The 15,437-nt window shown below is 63.6% G+C and carries 14 protein-coding genes, 1 other RNA gene and 1 pseudogene; 15 read left to right on the forward strand and 1 reads right to left on the reverse strand.

Features of this window, described 5'->3' with window-relative positions; all coding sequences use genetic code 11:
- Positions 1-102: 102 nt before the first annotated feature.
- The 6 genes from NKH02_RS15795 (at position 103) to NKH02_RS15820 (ending at position 3,698) form a co-directional block, all read left to right on the forward strand.
- Positions 103-822, forward strand: a complete 720-nt coding sequence (locus tag NKH02_RS15795) for a TerB family tellurite resistance protein (protein ID WP_352879914.1) — start codon at positions 103-105, stop codon at positions 820-822.
- Entirely contained in the window at positions 819-1,574 is a 756-nt protein-coding gene (locus NKH02_RS15800; protein ID WP_352879916.1) for an N-acetylmuramoyl-L-alanine amidase, read from the forward strand. Before NKH02_RS15795 ends, NKH02_RS15800 begins: the two co-directional genes overlap by 4 nt.
- Before the next feature lie 209 nt (positions 1,575-1,783).
- A complete protein-coding gene (locus NKH02_RS15805) occupies positions 1,784-2,509 on the forward strand; it encodes a lytic transglycosylase domain-containing protein (RefSeq protein ID WP_352879918.1) in 726 nt (241 codons plus the stop codon).
- Between the two features lie 50 nt (positions 2,510-2,559).
- An RNA gene (rnpB, locus tag NKH02_RS15810) (RNase P RNA component class A) lies at positions 2,560-2,970 on the forward strand.
- A gap of 174 nt (positions 2,971-3,144) precedes the next feature.
- On the forward strand, positions 3,145-3,408 hold the full coding sequence (locus NKH02_RS15815) for a type II toxin-antitoxin system ParD family antitoxin (RefSeq protein WP_352879920.1): 264 nt from the start codon (positions 3,145-3,147) through the stop codon (positions 3,406-3,408).
- Positions 3,405-3,698, forward strand: coding sequence for a type II toxin-antitoxin system RelE/ParE family toxin (locus tag NKH02_RS15820; protein WP_352879922.1), 294 nt, complete (start codon positions 3,405-3,407; stop codon positions 3,696-3,698). Before NKH02_RS15815 ends, NKH02_RS15820 begins: the two co-directional genes overlap by 4 nt.
- Before the next feature lie 9 nt (positions 3,699-3,707).
- On the opposite strand, the pseudogene NKH02_RS15825 reads toward NKH02_RS15820, so the two are convergent.
- A pseudogene (locus NKH02_RS15825) lies at positions 3,708-4,809 on the reverse strand (cystathionine gamma-lyase).
- Positions 4,810-5,216: 407 nt separating this feature from the next.
- Here NKH02_RS15825 and mraZ point away from each other — a divergent pair.
- Genes mraZ through ftsW form a run of 9 tightly spaced genes read left to right on the forward strand, consistent with a single transcriptional unit; the run spans position 5,217 to position 15,437 of the window.
- Positions 5,217-5,675: a division/cell wall cluster transcriptional repressor MraZ gene (gene mraZ / locus NKH02_RS15830; RefSeq protein ID WP_352879924.1), complete on the forward strand. Its 459-nt coding sequence runs from the start codon at positions 5,217-5,219 to the stop codon at positions 5,673-5,675.
- Positions 5,672-6,706, forward strand: a complete 1,035-nt coding sequence (gene rsmH, locus NKH02_RS15835; RefSeq protein WP_352879925.1) for a 16S rRNA (cytosine(1402)-N(4))-methyltransferase RsmH — start codon at positions 5,672-5,674, stop codon at positions 6,704-6,706. Before mraZ ends, rsmH begins: the two co-directional genes overlap by 4 nt.
- Before the next feature lie 4 nt (positions 6,707-6,710).
- Positions 6,711-7,106 (forward strand): cell division protein FtsL, encoded by a 396-nt coding sequence (gene ftsL, locus NKH02_RS15840; RefSeq protein ID WP_352865337.1) that lies wholly within the window; start codon positions 6,711-6,713, stop codon positions 7,104-7,106.
- Entirely contained in the window at positions 7,103-8,812 is a 1,710-nt protein-coding gene (locus tag NKH02_RS15845; RefSeq protein ID WP_352879927.1) for a peptidoglycan D,D-transpeptidase FtsI family protein, read from the forward strand. Before ftsL ends, NKH02_RS15845 begins: the two co-directional genes overlap by 4 nt.
- A 55-nt stretch (positions 8,813-8,867) precedes the next feature.
- On the forward strand, positions 8,868-10,322 hold the full coding sequence (locus NKH02_RS15850; protein ID WP_352879929.1) for a UDP-N-acetylmuramoyl-L-alanyl-D-glutamate--2,6-diaminopimelate ligase: 1,455 nt from the start codon (positions 8,868-8,870) through the stop codon (positions 10,320-10,322).
- Positions 10,319-11,776 (forward strand): UDP-N-acetylmuramoylalanyl-D-glutamyl-2,6-diaminopimelate--D-alanyl-D-alanine ligase, encoded by a 1,458-nt coding sequence (locus NKH02_RS15855; protein ID WP_352879931.1) that lies wholly within the window; start codon positions 10,319-10,321, stop codon positions 11,774-11,776. The genes NKH02_RS15850 and NKH02_RS15855 overlap by 4 nt, the downstream gene beginning before the upstream one ends.
- Before the next feature lie 18 nt (positions 11,777-11,794).
- Positions 11,795-12,877, forward strand: coding sequence for a phospho-N-acetylmuramoyl-pentapeptide-transferase (mraY, locus tag NKH02_RS15860; protein WP_013530954.1), 1,083 nt, complete (start codon positions 11,795-11,797; stop codon positions 12,875-12,877).
- 8 nt (positions 12,878-12,885) lie between these two features.
- Positions 12,886-14,286 carry a UDP-N-acetylmuramoyl-L-alanine--D-glutamate ligase gene (murD, locus tag NKH02_RS15865; protein WP_352879933.1) on the forward strand — a complete coding sequence of 467 codons (1,401 nt, stop codon included), beginning with the start codon at positions 12,886-12,888 and terminating at the stop codon, positions 14,284-14,286.
- Positions 14,286-15,437: a putative lipid II flippase FtsW gene (gene ftsW, locus NKH02_RS15870; RefSeq protein WP_352879935.1), complete on the forward strand. Its 1,152-nt coding sequence runs from the start codon at positions 14,286-14,288 to the stop codon at positions 15,435-15,437. Before murD ends, ftsW begins: the two co-directional genes overlap by 1 nt.

A 15,437-nucleotide genomic window follows, 5' to 3' on the forward strand; every position in this document is an offset into this window, starting at 1 on the left:
GCCGGGCGACATCGCGCGTCAGCGCCGGACCGATTTGTCGTGCAAAGCCTGCGGCACTGTCCCGGCTTGATAGCAGGGGGCGGTGGCACTAAGAAGCAGGCCATGTCGATTTGGGATCGCCTCGGCGAATTCATCACGCGTGTTTCATCTTCAGCCTCGTCGGGTGTCGCCGACGTCGTGGAGGCCGTGCGCACGGTTTTCTCAGGCGATGCGGATCTGCGCCGGCGTGTCGCCTTCTCGGTGGCGATGATCGCGCTGTCGGCCAAGATGGCCAAGGCCGACGGCATCGTCACCCAGGACGAGGTGCGCGCCTTCCAGCAAATCTTCGACGTGCCGCCGAAGGAGACGCGCAATGTGGCGCGGCTATTCCATCTCGCCCAGCGCGACGTGGCCGGTTTCGAGACCTATGCCGAGCGGATGGCGCAGCTGTGCGGCTCGGGGCATTCCAACTGCGCGATGCTGGAAGACATACTCGACGGCTTGTTCCACATCGCCAAGGCCGACGGGCTGGTGCATGAGCGCGAAGGCCTCTTTCTGCATCGCATCGCCGAGATTTTCCGCATCGACGAGGCACATTACGAAAGCATCATGGCGCGGCACGTCAATCTGGGCGCCGGGGATCCCTATGTCGTGCTCGGCATCGAACGCGGTAAGCCGTTCGAAGAGGTCAGGAAGCGCTATCGAAAGCTGGTTTCCGACAATCATCCGGACCGGCTGATCGCGCGCGGCCTGCCGCAGGAATTCATCAAGATCGCGACCACCAGGGTGGCGGCGATCAATGCCGCTTATGAGATGATCGAGCGGGGTCTTCGCCACGCATGAGCGGTTTCCTGCCCGACGAGCCACGTGCCGAGGTCAGGGTATCGCCGAATTTCGGCCCGCGGCGCGAGACACTCAAGCCTGACATGATCGTGCTGCACTACACCGGCATGGCGACCGGCATCGGGGCCGAGGCGTGGCTGTGCGACCCGGCCAGCGAGGTATCGTCGCATTATCTCGTCCATGAGAATGGCCACATCGTGCAAATGGTCAGGGAGAGCGACCGCGCCTGGCACGCCGGCAAGAGTTCGTGGTTTGGACGCGCCGACATCAATTCCTGTTCGGTCGGCATCGAGATCGTCAATCCGGGACATTCGCTGGGCTACCCCGGTTTTCCCAAGCGGCAGATCGACGCGGTGATCGGGCTGTGCAGGGGGATCGCCGGGCGGCATTCGATTGCCGCCGAGCGGGTGCTCGCGCATTCCGACGTGGCGCCGGGACGCAAAATCGATCCGGGCGAGAAGTTCCCCTGGCGGACGCTGTTCGAGGCCGGTGTCGGCCATCTGGTGGCGGCCGCACCCATCCGTCGAGGAGCCGTGCTCAGGCTCGGCGATACCGGCGGTGATGTGGAGGCGTTGCAGTCGATGTTGGCGCTCTACGGCTATGGCGTCGAGATATCGGGCATTTTCGACCTTCAGACGGAGGTCGTCGTCGAGGCGTTTCAGAGGCATTTCCGGCCGCGTAGAGTGGACGGCATTGCCGATGGCTCGACACTGCGGACGCTGCAAAACCTGCTTGCTTCCGTGAGGCGCTGACCTCCGGCAAGCCGCTCCCAAGCAACCCCTACCAATCTTTAAATTACAAGCTGTCACTCAAAGTGACTTGCCTGGCCTTGTTTGACACCAATTCGAGCGTCAAACGGCTGACGTGCAAGTTGTCGGACCCCCAAACCCCCGGATGTTCCGATATTGATTAAGCGATGCTGCGTGAACATCTTCACGCGGTTCAGACAGAACAGGATCACATGCAGAAATCGACCGTTTTAACGGCAGCTCTTGCTGCCGGCGTAATGACCTTTGCCTTCAGCGCGGCGCATGCCGCGCCATTCAGCCCGCGGGCCGATCAAGGGTTTGCCTCGGTACCCGCAAAAAGCGGCAAGACCACCCTGGCCAAAAGCGACAAGGCAAGCCACGACGCCAAGGCAACGAAGCGGGTTTCCGCCAAAGTGGAAAAAGCAAGCTGGTCCAAGCCCAAGAAGTCCACCGCCAAAAGGACGAAGCGCGGCCGCAAGACCGTCGACATGACGACAACGGCGTCGGTTGGTGTGAGGAAGGCGGCGGCATCGACGGCCGCGGTGGCCAGCAGCGGCCAGTATTCCGCAATCGTTGCCCGCTATGCGGCGATCGAAGGCGTGCCGGTGTCGCTCGCCACGGCGGTCATCAAGATCGAAAGCAACTACCGGCCCAACATCGTCGGCAGCGCCGGCGAGATCGGCCTGATGCAGATCAAGCCGGCAACAGCGCGGATGATGGGCTATAGCGGTTCCGCCAAGGGCCTGTTCGATCCCGACACCAACATCAAATACGGCATGAAATACCTCGCCATGGCGCGGAATCTCGGCGGTGGCTCGACCTGTGGCACGATTCTGAAATACAACGCCGGGCACGCCGCAACGCGAATGAACCCGGTGTCGGCCGCCTATTGCGGCAAGGTCAAGGTGCAGATGGCCGCGCTTGGATCGCCCGCATAAGTCTGCTTTTTCGTTTGCGTTTTCGAGCGTGAACCCCTTTATACGCCTTGCCAGCTGGCCGGGCGGCCGCACCCGCAAACGCCGAAAGGCCGCGGGTGAGGAAAGTCCGGGCTCCATGGAAACACGGTGCCGGTTAATGGCCGGCGGGGGCGACCCCAGGGAAAGTGCCACAGAAAGCAAACCGCCACGGTTCGGCTTTGCCGGATTCGGGGCAAGGGTGAAAGGGTGGGGTAAGAGCCCACCGCGCGACTGGCAACAGGAGCGGCACGGTAAACCCCACCGGGAGCAAGACCGAATAGGGGCGGTGCGAGGGGAAACCCTCGAGGGCTGTTTCCGGCCCACCGTCCGGGTAGGTTGCGTGAGGCGCATGGCAACATGCGCCCAAGATGAATGGCCGCCACGTTCTCGCGCCGCAAGGGGCGAGGGCCATACAAAACCCGGCTTACAGGCCAGCTGGCAATTTTTCTCCCGCGATATCGAAGAGAAGTCTCTTGAAATCAGCAGGGTGCGCCCTCGGGCGCGCCTGGTGATTCAGGTTTGTTCAACGATCTGCCATGCAAGCCTGGACCGGCGATTGCTTGAAATTGGTGCGATTAAATCGTACCATGGATCGGCAAAATATATCGGGAGCCATCATGGGACAGGTCGATAAACGCAGCATAACGCTGTCGCCGGAATTGGCGCAGGCGGTGGACGATGTGGTCGCCGCCGGCGAATACGCATCGGCGAGCGAGGTAATCCGTGATGCGCTCAGGCAATGGAAAGACCGGCGCGACCTGCATGGCTATACGGTCGAGGAATTGCGCAAGCTGACGCAGGAGGGGATCGACAGCGGGCCGGCGCAAGACGGCCAGGCAATCATGGAAAGATTGCGCGCCAAATACCTGTTCCACGAGTGAAGTATCGCCTGCTTCCCCAAGCGGTGATCGACCTCGAAAATATCGGTGACTACATCTCTGGGCACGATCCGCGGGCCGCTGTCCGTCTCGTGGATGCGCTGGAAAGACGTTGGGATTTGCTGACTTTGCATCCCTTCTCAGGTGCGCCGCGTGACGATATTGCACCCGGCATCCGTCATCTGGTCGTTGGCGACTATCTCACCTTGTATCGCGTCGGTGACGGCGCGATCGAGATCATCCGCGTGCTGCACGGCCATCGCAACATAGAAGCCGATGATCTCGGCCAGTGATCGGTTCGGTCAGCCGCTGATCTTGTCCAGCGATGTCTCGATCGCCTTCCAAAGCTCTTCCACTGGCTCGCAGCCCACCGAGAGGCGCACGAAACCGGCGGAAACCGCATCGCCTCGCTTCAAGCGCCTTTCGGCGGAGGTGTGGACGCCGCCGAAGGACGTCGCGGCCTGGATCAGTTCGCAATTGTTGATGAAATCCTCTGCCTTGTCCTCCGAGGCGAGTTCGAAAGAGATGAGAAAGCCGAAGCGCTCCATCTGGGCGCGGGCAAGGTTGTGCGACGGATCGCTTTCCAGTCCGGGGAACCGCAGGCCGCTGATCGCCCGGTGGCCTTTCAGCCGCCGCGCGATCACTTCCGCCGAGGAACACATGCGATCGAAGCGCACGTCCAGTGTCTCCAGGCCGCGATGCACCAGCCAGGCTTCGAACGGACCGGGAATCGCGCCAGCCGGTCACGGCGGCAATGATTTCGGCATTGCGGCTGGCGACATGGCCGAACAGCACATCGGAATGGCCATTGGGTGCCTTGGTGTCGGCGGCAACGACGATATCGGCGCCATGGTCGAGTGGGCGCTGGCCGAAGGGTGTCATCGTCGTGTTGTCGACCACCAGCAGCGCGCCGGCTTTGTGAACAGCGCCGGCTACGGCCGCGATGTCGCAGATATCCAGCCCCGGATTGGCAGGGGTTTCGACAAAGGCAAGGCGATATCCATCGAAGCCGCCATCGAGGAAGGTCGAGGTCGGCCTGACATCGTAGGTGATGCCAAGGGGCTTCAGGAAGCGTTCGGCCAAAGCCCGTGTCGTGTGATAGCCGTCCGAAGGCAGCAGGATGCGATCGCCGGCCTTGAGCACGGCAAAAAATGCTGCCGAGATCGCCGCCATTCCCGAAGGAAAGGCGACGCAGGGCGCGTCCTCCAGATGGGCCAGCATATGTTCGACCGCATCCCAGGTCGGGTTGCTGAAGCGGCCGTACTGGTTGAAACCGGTGGCGTCGCCAGGCGCGTGAAAAATGGCGGCCATGGTCAGGGGCAGAGGGATGGAATCGCCCCTGGCAAGCCCGCTGCTACGCAGATGGGATAGTGCCGCAGCGCGACTGTTCGCTGTTTCAGACATCGATTCTCAAACCCTTTGGTGACCGACCGGATGCGGCGAAACGCTATGCCGGGTAGCGCCTCGCGGCAAGGCGCGTCTGGTTGGGCCAAGCGGCTCTAAACGCTTCGTTAGGCTTAATAGAGCATAAACACGAGACGTGCCGTCAAGGCTGCTCTCATTGGTCGCGGCGTGCGTGTTTGTGAAGCCATCCCGTTGACGCCCATAGTACCCCATGATATCCCATTTAGACATCAAAGCCTTCGTTCCGCGTCAGGGTAAAGCGTACGCCAATCGGGCAGCCGCGGCGGCTGCGCGTTTGCCGTTTCTTGCCCGCGCGAACGGGGTTGGTACGGGGCGGGGAACGCGCCGCGGCGGCGCGTGCGAGACGATGAAGAGGGGTGCGGCGGCGCAAGCGGCTGTAGCGTTTAATGGACCGGTTTCTCTCGAACACGGTGAGCAGGATCGATGCGAAGGGACGGGTATCCGTTCCGGCGCCTTTCCGTACCGTTGTGCAGAAGCGCGGCTATTCGGAACTCTATGCACTGCGCTGCCTCGATCTGCCGGCGATGGATGTCGGCGGGCCCGACCTGCTCGACCGCTACGAGCAGCGCATCGCACTCGAAGATCCCTTCCTGCAGACGGCGGACGATATGTCGTTCTTCTGCCATGGCGACGGAACATTCTTGAAACTCGACCAGGACGGCCGCATCACGATGAGCGATTTCATTCGCGAACACACCGGCATTTCGGCGGAAGTGACCTTTGTCGGACGCGGCAATTTCTTTCAGATCTGGGAGCCGGGACGGCTTGCTGCCTATGGGGCGCAGGCACGGGCCCGGCTTTTGCAGCTTCGGCAGGGGACGAAGGCTGGGGAGCGACCGGAATGACGGTGGGCCACGGCGATGACCTTTCTCACGCCGTAGATGGGCACGCCGTTGGCGGACCGGCCCGCCACATTCCGGTCCTCCTTGGCGAAGTGCTGGAAGCACTGGCGCCGGCGGAGGGCGACACGATCATCGACGGCACGTTCGGCGCCGGCGGCTACACCAGGGCCATCCTGGCGACGGGCGCCTCCGTGGTGGCGATCGACCGCGATCCCGATGCCATCGCCGCCGGGCGCGATCTCGAGGCGCAGTCGGGCGGCCGGCTACGGCTGGTGCAGGCGCCGTTCTCCACGCTGGACGAACATGTCGAGAGTGCCGACGGCGTCGTGCTCGACATTGGTGTGTCCTCGATGCAGCTCGACCAGGCCGAGCGTGGGTTTTCGTTCCGCGCCGACGGGCCGCTCGACATGCGCATGGCGCAGGCCGGTTTGAGCGCCGCCGACGTCGTCAACAGCTTCAAGCCGGGCGACCTTGCCCGCATCTTCGGCTTTCTCGGCGAAGAGCGTCATGCCGGGCGCATTGCCCGCATGATCGAGGCTCGTCGCGAAAAGCGCCCGTTCGAACGGACGCTGGAACTCGCCGACGCCATTGAGACGCATATCGGTCGTGCGCCGAAGGACAAGATCCATCCGGCCACGCGCGTCTTCCAGGCGCTGCGCATCTTCGTCAATGACGAGCTTGGCGAACTGGCCAAGGCCCTGTTCGCGGCCGAACGCGCGCTGAAGCCGGGCGGACGGCTCGCCGTGGTGACGTTCCATTCGCTGGAAGACCGCATCGTCAAGCGTTTCATCGCCGACCGGGCCGACGTCGCGACCGGCTCGCGTCACCTGCCCGAGGCTCATGCGCGCACCGCGACCTTCCGCAAGGCGGGTGGCGGCGTGACCGCCGGCGACGCCGAGGTGGCGGCCAATCCGCGCGCCCGTTCGGCCAGGCTGCGCGCGGCAATCCGCACCGAGGCGCCGGCGCGCGGCAGCGACTTTTCGATTTTCGGTCTTCCAAAGCTTCCCGGCATCGACCGTCCGGGGGAGAGGTAAGCACGTGTTTCGTACCAGCGACATCGTCCTGATCGCCGTCATGGTTGCGGCGGCTGCCCTTACCTACAAGGCCAAGCGCGAGGCCGAGGAACAATTGGCTTCGGTGCAGAAGATCCATGCGCAGATCCGCTATGAGGAGGACACGATCGACCTGCTCAAGGCCGACTGGAGCCTGCTCACCCAGCCATCGCGGCTGCAGAAGCTGGCCGAACTCTACAAGTCGCAGCTCGAACTCGAGCCGGTCAGCGCTCGCCAGATCGTTGGCATCGGCGACCTGCCGGCCAAATCCCTGGACATTCAGGACATCCTGTCCGGACGCCAGGGTGGCATGGCCGACAATTCCGACCAAGTACCTCCGGGCAGCAGGGATCCCGTGGTGACCGGAGGCATCGCCCAATGATCGGCAAACTGCTGAAGCGTCACGTCAGGACGGGTGAAGACGGATCGATCGTCGTCGAGGGCGCCCGCAAGGCGACCGGCGGCAAGGGCAGGACGCGCATCGTGATGACGATGGCGGTGTTCTTCGGTATCTTCTCGACCATTTCCGGACGCCTGGTCTATCTCGGCTTCCAGACCCCTGACATGTCGGGTGGCCCGCAAAGCCGGGTGACGGCGTCGCGGCCCGACATTGTCGACCGCAACGGCGAAGTGCTGGCGACGGACATCAAGACGGCGTCGCTGTTTGCCGAACCGCGCCGCATCGTCGACGCCGACGAGGCGATCGAGAAGCTGTCGACGGTGCTTCCGGAAATCGACTACGAGCAGACCTACCGCAAGCTGAAGAGCGGCGCCGGTTTTGTCTGGTTGCAGCGGCAGCTGACGCCCAAGCAACAGTCCGACATCATGCAGCTCGGCATTCCCGGCTTCGGTTTCCGTACCGAGAAGCGCCGCTTCTATCCGAGCGGCGAGACCTCGTCCTACATTGTCGGGCTTACCAACATCGACAACCAGGGCATCTCCGGCATGGAGAAATATGTCGATGAGCAGGGCTTGAGCGATCTGCAGGCATCGGGCCTCGCGGTTGCCAAGGATCTCAAGCCGGTGAAGCTTTCGATCGATCTGCGCGTCCAGCACGTGGTGCGCGACGAGATTGCCGCCGGCCTGGATCGCTATCGCGCCATGGGGGCTGGCGCCGTTGTGCTCAACGTCAAGACCGGCGAAGTGGTGGCCATGGCCTCGGTGCCGGATTTTGATCCGAACAATCCTTACAATGCACAGGACAAGGATAGGCTGAATCGGATGTCGGCGGGCCTCTACGAGATGGGCTCGACCTTCAAGAGCTTCACCTCCGCCATGGCGCTCGATTCGGGCAAGGCGACGATGGCGAGCCGCTTCGATGCTTCGCATCCAATCCGAGTCGGCCATCAGGCCATTCACGATTTCCACGGCAAGAACCGTGTGCTGTCGTTGCCGGAGGTGTTCCTCTATTCGTCCAACATCGGGTCGGCCAGGGAGGCCGAAATGGTCGGCATCGCGGGGCATCGCGAATTCCTGCATCGCCTTGGAATTTTGGACAAGATGCAGACCGAACTGCCGGAAGTCGCCCGCCCGACTGAACCCAAGGTCTGGAAGCAGGTCAATTCGTTCACCATCGCCTTCGGTCATGGCGTGTCGACGACGCCGCTGCAAGCGGCTGTCGGCTGCGCCGCGCTGATGAATGGCGGCTTCCTGATGAACCCCACCTTCCTGATCCGTACACAGGAAGAAGCGATGGCGGTGGCCAAGAAAGTGGTCAGCGACAAGACGGTCGACGGCATGCGCTATCTCTATACGCTCAACGCCGAGAAGGGCTCGGCCAGAAACGCCAGAGTGCCCGGCTATCGCGTTGGCGGTAAGACCGGAACGGCCGAGAAGGTCATCAATGGCCGCTACTCGAAGGAATTGAATTTCAATACATTCGTCGCCGCCTTTCCGATGGACGATCCACAATACCTGGTGTTTACGATCGCCGACGCCCCGCACCCTGAAAAGCCTGGCATGACAGACGTCGCGGCCTCGAATGCGGGCGTTATGGCGGGCAACATTATCCGGCGTGCGGCTGCCATGCTTGGCGTGAAGCCAGATTTCAGCCATGAAAATGGTGCAACGCTGGTTTCCTATCAGTGATTCTTAGGGGCGCGCCGGTAACTGCGCGCTATTTTGTTGCGGTGAACGGGACTCGATGAAGCTCAGAGATCTAGCCGGTATCCTGCCAGTCGAAGGAACAACTTCCGCCGATCTGGAGGTCATCGGGATTTCGTCGGATTCCCGCCAGGTAAAACCGGGCGTTGTCTTTTTTGCGCTCGCCGGAACCAAGGCCGATGGTGCCGTTTATGCCGCCGACGCCGCCGCGCGTGGTGCGGCGGCGATCGTGACGGGCAAGGGCGCCACCATTGCCGGGCTGTCGGTTCCGGTGCTGGCGGTCGGTGATCCGCGCCTGGCGCTGGCGCTGAGCGCGGCCCGCTATTTCGGCAAGCAGCCGCAGACCATGGTCGCGGTGACCGGCACCAGCGGCAAGACGTCGGTCGCCGCCTTCACCAGGCAGATCTGGGAGCAGGCGGGTTATGCCGCCGCTTCGATCGGTACCACCGGGGTGGTGGCGCCTGGCCGCAACGACTATGGCTCGCTGACGACGCCCGATCCGGTTGCCTTGCACCAGCTGCTGCGGGAATTGGCCGATGCCGGCGTCACCCACGCCTCGATGGAAGCCTCCAGCCATGGGCTCGACCAGCGCCGCCTCGACGGTGTGAAGCTGGCGGCCGGCGGTTTCACCAATCTCGGCCGCGACCATATGGATTATCATCCGACCATCGAGGACTATCACCGCGCCAAATTGCGCCTGTTCGACACGCTGCTGCCGAAGGGCGCGCCGGCCGTCATCTTTGCCGACGATCCATGGGCGGCACCGACGATCGAGGCGGCCCGGGCCGCCGGGCTCGAGGTGCTGACGGTCGGTCGCCATGGCGATTTCCTCAGGCTGAAGCGGGTCGAGCACGAGCGCCACCGCCAGCGCGCCGAGGTCGAGGCCGACGGCGTGCTCTACGAGATCGACCTGCCGCTGGCCGGCGACTTCCAGATATCGAACGCGCTGGTTTCGGCGGGGCTCGCCATTTCCACGGGAACACCTGTCGCCAAGGCCTTGATGGCATTGGAGAAACTGAAGGGCGCGCCGGGTCGCCTCGACCTCGTTGGCACCGCTACCAATGGCGCGCCGGTCTATGTCGACTATGCCCACAAACCCGACGCGCTGGAAAACGTGCTGGCCTCGGTGCGCCCATTCACCACCGGCCGCGTCATCGTCGTGTTTGGCTGCGGCGGTGACCGAGACAGAGGAAAAAGGCCGATCATGGGCGAAATCGCGACGCGGCTTGCCGATGTCGTTATCGTCACCGACGACAATCCGCGCTCGGAAGTGCCGGAAACGATCCGTGCCGCCATCCTCGCGGCTGCTCCCGGTGCCATCGAGATCGGTGACCGGCGCCAGGCGATCCACGAGGCGGTCGCCATGCTGCATGCCGGCGACACGCTGATCGTGGCCGGCAAGGGCCACGAGGAAGGCCAGACGATCGGCTCCGAGACCTTGCATTTCTCCGATCATGAGGAAGTTCGCGCAGCACTCGCGGAGCGCGCCGCATGAGCTTGCTGTGGACCACCGAGACGCTGGTTGCCGCCATGGACGGGCGGCCGCTCGGGCCGATGCCGGACGGCATATCGGGCATTTCGATCGACAGCCGCAGCCTGCAGCCGGGCGACGCTTTCTTCGCCATCAAGGGCGAGGCGATGGACGGCCATGACTTCGCGACCGCTGCCATCAAGGCCGGCGCCGGGGTGCTGGTGGTGGCCGAAGGCAAGCTACCGTCGCTCGGCCGGCTGACGGCGCCGATCATCGTCGTCGAGGATGTGCTCGCCGCGCTGGAAAAGCTCGGGGTTGCGTCGCGCGCCCGCTCCAGCGCGAAAATCATCGCCGTGACCGGTTCTGCCGGCAAGACCACCACCAAGGAAGCGCTGCGCCACGTGCTGCAGGCCGTCGGCAAGGTGCATGCCTCGGCGCAGTCGTTCAACAATCACTGGGGCGTGCCGCTGACATTGGCGCGCATGCCCGCCGATTGCGACTATGCCGTGTTCGAAATCGGCATGAACCATCCCGGCGAGATACGGCCGCTGGTCAAGATGGTGAGGCCGCATGTCGCCATCGTCACCATGATCGCGGCCGCCCACCTTGGCTTCTTCCGCAACCTAGACGAGATCGCCAAGGCCAAGGCCGAGATTTTCGAAGGGCTGGAGCCTGAGGGCGCCGCCATTCTCAACCGGGACGATGCGCGCTTCAAGCTTCTCGACAAGATGGCGCATGCCGCCGGTGTCGAGCACGTCTACGGCTTCGGCGAGAATGCGCGCTCGACCTTCAAGCTGGTCAAATGCGAACTGCATGCGGATCATTCCGACATCGCCGCCAGGATCAGCGGCCATGAGGTGACGGCGCGGATCGGTGCGCCCGGGCGCCACATGGTGCAGAACGTGCTGGCGGTGCTGGGTGCGGCGCATCTGGTCGGCGCCGATCTCGACAGAGTGGCACTCGCACTGGCCGATCTTTCGGCCGAGCGCGGGCGCGGCAAGCGCCATGTGCTGCGCCATCCCGGTGGCCCGACTTCGGACCACCCGGGAGGACCGATCACGCTGATCGACGAGAGCTACAATGCCAATCCGGCATCGATGGCTGCCGCCATGGCATTGCTCAACGCGACGCCGGTGACCGGCGAGGGCCGCCGCATCGCCGTGCTCGGAGACATGCTCGAACTCGGCGACCATTCGGCCAAGCTGCATGCGGCTCTCGCCGACCTTATCGTTGGCACCGGCACGCAGACCGTCTTTCTCGCTGGCCCGGAAATGCGGGCGCTGGCCGAGATACTGCCCGGCGAGGTCGAGACGGAATACCGCGCCGGCGTCGAGGAGTTGAAGCCGGTGCTGCTTGCGGCCCTGAAACCGGGAGACGTGGTGATGATCAAATCGTCGAAGGGCATCGGTTTTGCAAAACTGGTCGATGCGCTGCTGGGCAAATTCCCGGCTGAATCGACAACCAGAAAACAGACCTAGGTCGGGGACGAAAAGCGCATGTTTACACTGCTCGTCGATTTTGCGGACAAGGTCTCGGTCTTCAATGTCTTCCGCTACATCACCTTCCGCACCGGCGGGGCGCTGATCACGTCGGCGCTGATCGTCTTCATCTTCGGGCCGACGATCATCAATTCGCTGCGGCTGCGGCAAGGCAAGGGCCAGCCGATCCGCGCCGACGGGCCGCAGACGCATTTCAAGAAGGCAGGTACGCCGACCATGGGCGGGCTGATGATCCTGTCGGGCATCATCGGCTCATCGCTTTTGTGGGCGAACCTGTCGAGCATCTATGTCTGGGTGGTGCTGCTGGTGACGCTGGGCTTCGGCTCGATCGGCTTCTATGACGACTATCTGAAGGTGACCAAGCAGTCGCATCTCGGCTTTTCCGGCAAGGCGCGGCTGGCGCTCGAATTTGTCATCGCCGGCATCGCCGCATGGGTGATCATGCATAACGGCCAGGCGCCGTTCTCCTCGTCGCTGACATTTCCCTTCGCCAAGGAATTCATCGTCAATCTCGGCTGGTTCTTCATTCCGTTCTCCTGCTTCGTCATCGTCGGCGCCGGCAATGCTGTGAACCTGACCGATGGCCTGGACGGACTGGCGATCGTGCCGATCATGATCGCGGCGGCCTCCTTCGGCGTCATCGCCTATCTCTCCGGCAACGCCGTCTTCGCCGAATATCTGCAGATCCATTTCGTGCCCGGCACCGGCGAACTGGCTGTCGTGCTTGGCGCGGTCATCGGTGCCGGCCTCGGCTTCCTCTGGTTCAACGCGCCGCCGGCGGCGATCTTCATGGGCGACACCGGCTCGCTGGCCATGGGCGGCCTGATCGGCACGGTGGCGGTCGCCACCAAGCACGAGATCGTGCTGGTCATCGTCGGGGGATTGTTCGTCGTCGAAATCCTTTCCGTCATCATCCAGGTCGGCTATTTCAAGATGACCGGCAAGCGGGTATTCCTGATGGCGCCGATCCACCATCATTTCGAAAAGCTCGGCTGGACCGAAAGCCAGGTGGTGATCCGCTTCTGGATCATCGCCGTCATCCTGGCTCTGGTCGGCCTGTCGACCCTCAAGCTGAGATAGGAGGCCGCTTGATCCCCGCCGCATCCTTTTCAGGCAAGCGCGTTTCGCTCTTCGGGCTCGGTGCCTCGGGGATCGCGACGGCGCGCGCGCTGATTGCGGGCGGAGCGGACGTGCTGGCCTGGGACGATAATCCCGAAAGCGTCGCCAAGGCCGCCGCCGCCGGGATCGCAACCGCCGATTTGCGCGGGGCCGACTGGGCCAAGTTCTCGGCTTTCGTGCTGTCGCCGGGCGTGCCGCTGACGCATCCCAAGCCGCACTGGACGGTGGAGCTGGCGCGCGGTTCCGGTGTCGAGATCATCGGCGACATCGAACTTTTCTGCCGCGAACGGATGCTCGGCGCGCCAACGGCGCCCTTCATTGCCATCACCGGCACCAACGGCAAGTCGACGACGACCGCGCTGACCGCGCACATCCTGAAAGCAGCCGGGCGCGACACCCAGATGGGCGGCAATATCGGCCGCGCGGTGATGACACTTGATCCGCCGCGGCCCGATCGGCACTATGTGGTCGAATGCTCGTCGTATCAGATCGACCTCGCCCCCTCGATCGACCCGACGGCCGGTATCCTGCTCAACCTGACGCCCGACCATCTCGACCGCCACGGCACCATGCAGCACTACGCCGCGATCAAGGAGCGGCTGGTGACCGGTAGCGAGACGGCGATCGTCGGCATCGACGATTCCTGGTGCGCGCAGATCGCCGAACGGCTGGAGCGAGCGGGGCGGCATGTCATCCGCATTTCCAAGCGGCTGCCGCTGACCGACGGCTATTTCGCCGACGGCGGAGATTTGATGGAGGCCGTGCACGGCCGCTACAGCCGTGTCGCCTTCCTTGAAGGCATCGGCTCGCTGCGTGGTCAGCACAATGCGCAAAATGCGCTGGCAGCGGTCGCCGCCTGCCTCAAGGTCGGACTGGAGCTTGGCGAAATCCAGTCAGGGCTGGAAAGCTTTCCCGGCCTCGCGCATCGGATGGAGCAGGTCGGCCGCAAGGACCATGTGCTGTTCATCAACGATTCCAAGGCGACCAACGCCGATGCGGCGGCACCGGCTTTGTCGAGCTTTGCGCGCATCTACTGGATCGCCGGCGGCCTGCCCAAGGAAGGCGGCATCGAGCCGTTGCGCGGCTTCTTCCCGCGCATCGCCAAGGCCTATCTGATCGGCGAGGCCGCGCCTGCCTTTTCGGCGACGCTGGGTGAGGCCGTGCCCTACGAGATTTCAGGCACGCTGGCGGCAGCGGTCGAGCACGCCGCACATGATGCGGCGCAGGACGACAGCAGCGAGGCGGTGGTGCTGTTGTCGCCGGCCTGCGCGAGTTTCGACCAGTTCAAGAATTTCGAAGTCCGCGGCGAAGCCTTCAGGCAAGCTGCGAATGCTATCGAGGGTATGAAACCCATCGGAGGGGCACGATAATGCAGAGCCGTCTCGACAAAAGCCCGGTTGCGACCTGGTGGTGGACGATCGATCGCTGGTTCCTGGCAGCGTTCCTGTCGTTGATGGGGCTCGGCATCGTGCTGTCCTTCGCCGCCAGCCCGGCGGTGGCCGAACGCATCGGTCTCGACAGTTTCCACTTCGCCACCAGGCAGATCATCTTCACGGTGCCGGCGCTCGGCGTGATGCTGGCCGTGTCGTTCCTCGATTCCAGGCAGATCCGGCGCATGGCGCTGATCATGCTGTGCCTGATGCTGGTGCTGATGGTGGCGGTGCTCTACATCGGCGTCGAGGTGAAGGGGGCGCGCCGTTGGGTGTCGCTTGCCGGCCTGTCGATCCAGCCGTCGGAATTCCTCAAGCCCGCCTTCGTCATCATGTGCGCCTGGCTGTTTGCCGAGCACAAGCGCCAGCCCGACATTCCGGGCAATCTGTTCGCCATGCTGTTGCTGGTGCTGGTCGTGTCGCTGCTGGTGGCGCAACCGGACCTCGGCCAGACCATGCTGACGACCGGCACCTGGGGCATCATGTTCTTCATGGCGGGTCTGCCTTGGCTGTGGATCGTCGCGCTGGGTGCCGCCGGCGTCGGCGGTGTTTTTGCCGCCTATACGGTGTTTCCGCACGTCGCCTTGCGCATCGACAAGTTCCTCACCGGCGAAGGCGACACGTTCCAGGTCGACATGGGGCGCGAGGCGCTGATCAATGGCGGCTGGTTCGGCGTCGGACCGGGCGAGGGCACCGTCAAGCGGGTCATTCCCGACAGCCATGCCGACTTCGTCTTCTCGGTCGCCGGCGAAGAGTTCGGGCTGATCATGTGCTTCTTCATCATGTCTATCTTCGCGTTCATCGTGCTGCGCGGCCTCAACACGGCGCTGAAGGAGCATGACGATTTTACCCGCTATGCGGTCGGCGGCCTCGTCACCGTGTTCGGCCTGCAGGCTGTCATCAACATGTGCGTCAACCTGCAGCTTGTACCGGCCAAGGGCATGACGCTGCCGTTCATCTCCTATGGCGGCTCCTCGCAGATCGCCATCGCCATCTCGATGGGCATGGTGCTGGCGCTGACACGCAAGCGGCCCGAAAAGCGCAAGCAGATGGGCTTTGGCCTGTCGCAGCGCGGCGTGCCGGCGGAGTGA

The organism is Mesorhizobium sp. M1396 (assembly GCF_040317725.1).
Lineage (GTDB): Bacteria > Pseudomonadota > Alphaproteobacteria > Rhizobiales > Rhizobiaceae > Mesorhizobium.

Coding starts and splice junctions, on each gene's coding strand:
- NKH02_RS15795 (WP_352879914.1), top strand. CDS start 103: ATGTCGATTTGGGATCGCCTCGGCGAATTCATCACGCGTGTTTCATCT.
- NKH02_RS15800 (WP_352879916.1), top strand. CDS start 819: ATGAGCGGTTTCCTGCCCGACGAGCCACGTGCCGAGGTCAGGGTATCG.
- NKH02_RS15845 (WP_352879927.1), top strand. CDS start 7,103: ATGATCGGCAAACTGCTGAAGCGTCACGTCAGGACGGGTGAAGACGGA.
- mraY (WP_013530954.1), top strand. CDS start 11,795: ATGTTTACACTGCTCGTCGATTTTGCGGACAAGGTCTCGGTCTTCAAT.
- ftsW (WP_352879935.1), top strand. CDS start 14,286: ATGCAGAGCCGTCTCGACAAAAGCCCGGTTGCGACCTGGTGGTGGACG.
- NKH02_RS15805 (WP_352879918.1), top strand. CDS start 1,784: ATGCAGAAATCGACCGTTTTAACGGCAGCTCTTGCTGCCGGCGTAATG.
- NKH02_RS15855 (WP_352879931.1), top strand. CDS start 10,319: ATGAGCTTGCTGTGGACCACCGAGACGCTGGTTGCCGCCATGGACGGG.
- rsmH (WP_352879925.1), top strand. CDS start 5,672: ATGACGGTGGGCCACGGCGATGACCTTTCTCACGCCGTAGATGGGCAC.
- NKH02_RS15815 (WP_352879920.1), top strand. CDS start 3,145: ATGGGACAGGTCGATAAACGCAGCATAACGCTGTCGCCGGAATTGGCG.
- NKH02_RS15850 (WP_352879929.1), top strand. CDS start 8,868: ATGAAGCTCAGAGATCTAGCCGGTATCCTGCCAGTCGAAGGAACAACT.
- mraZ (WP_352879924.1), top strand. CDS start 5,217: ATGGACCGGTTTCTCTCGAACACGGTGAGCAGGATCGATGCGAAGGGA.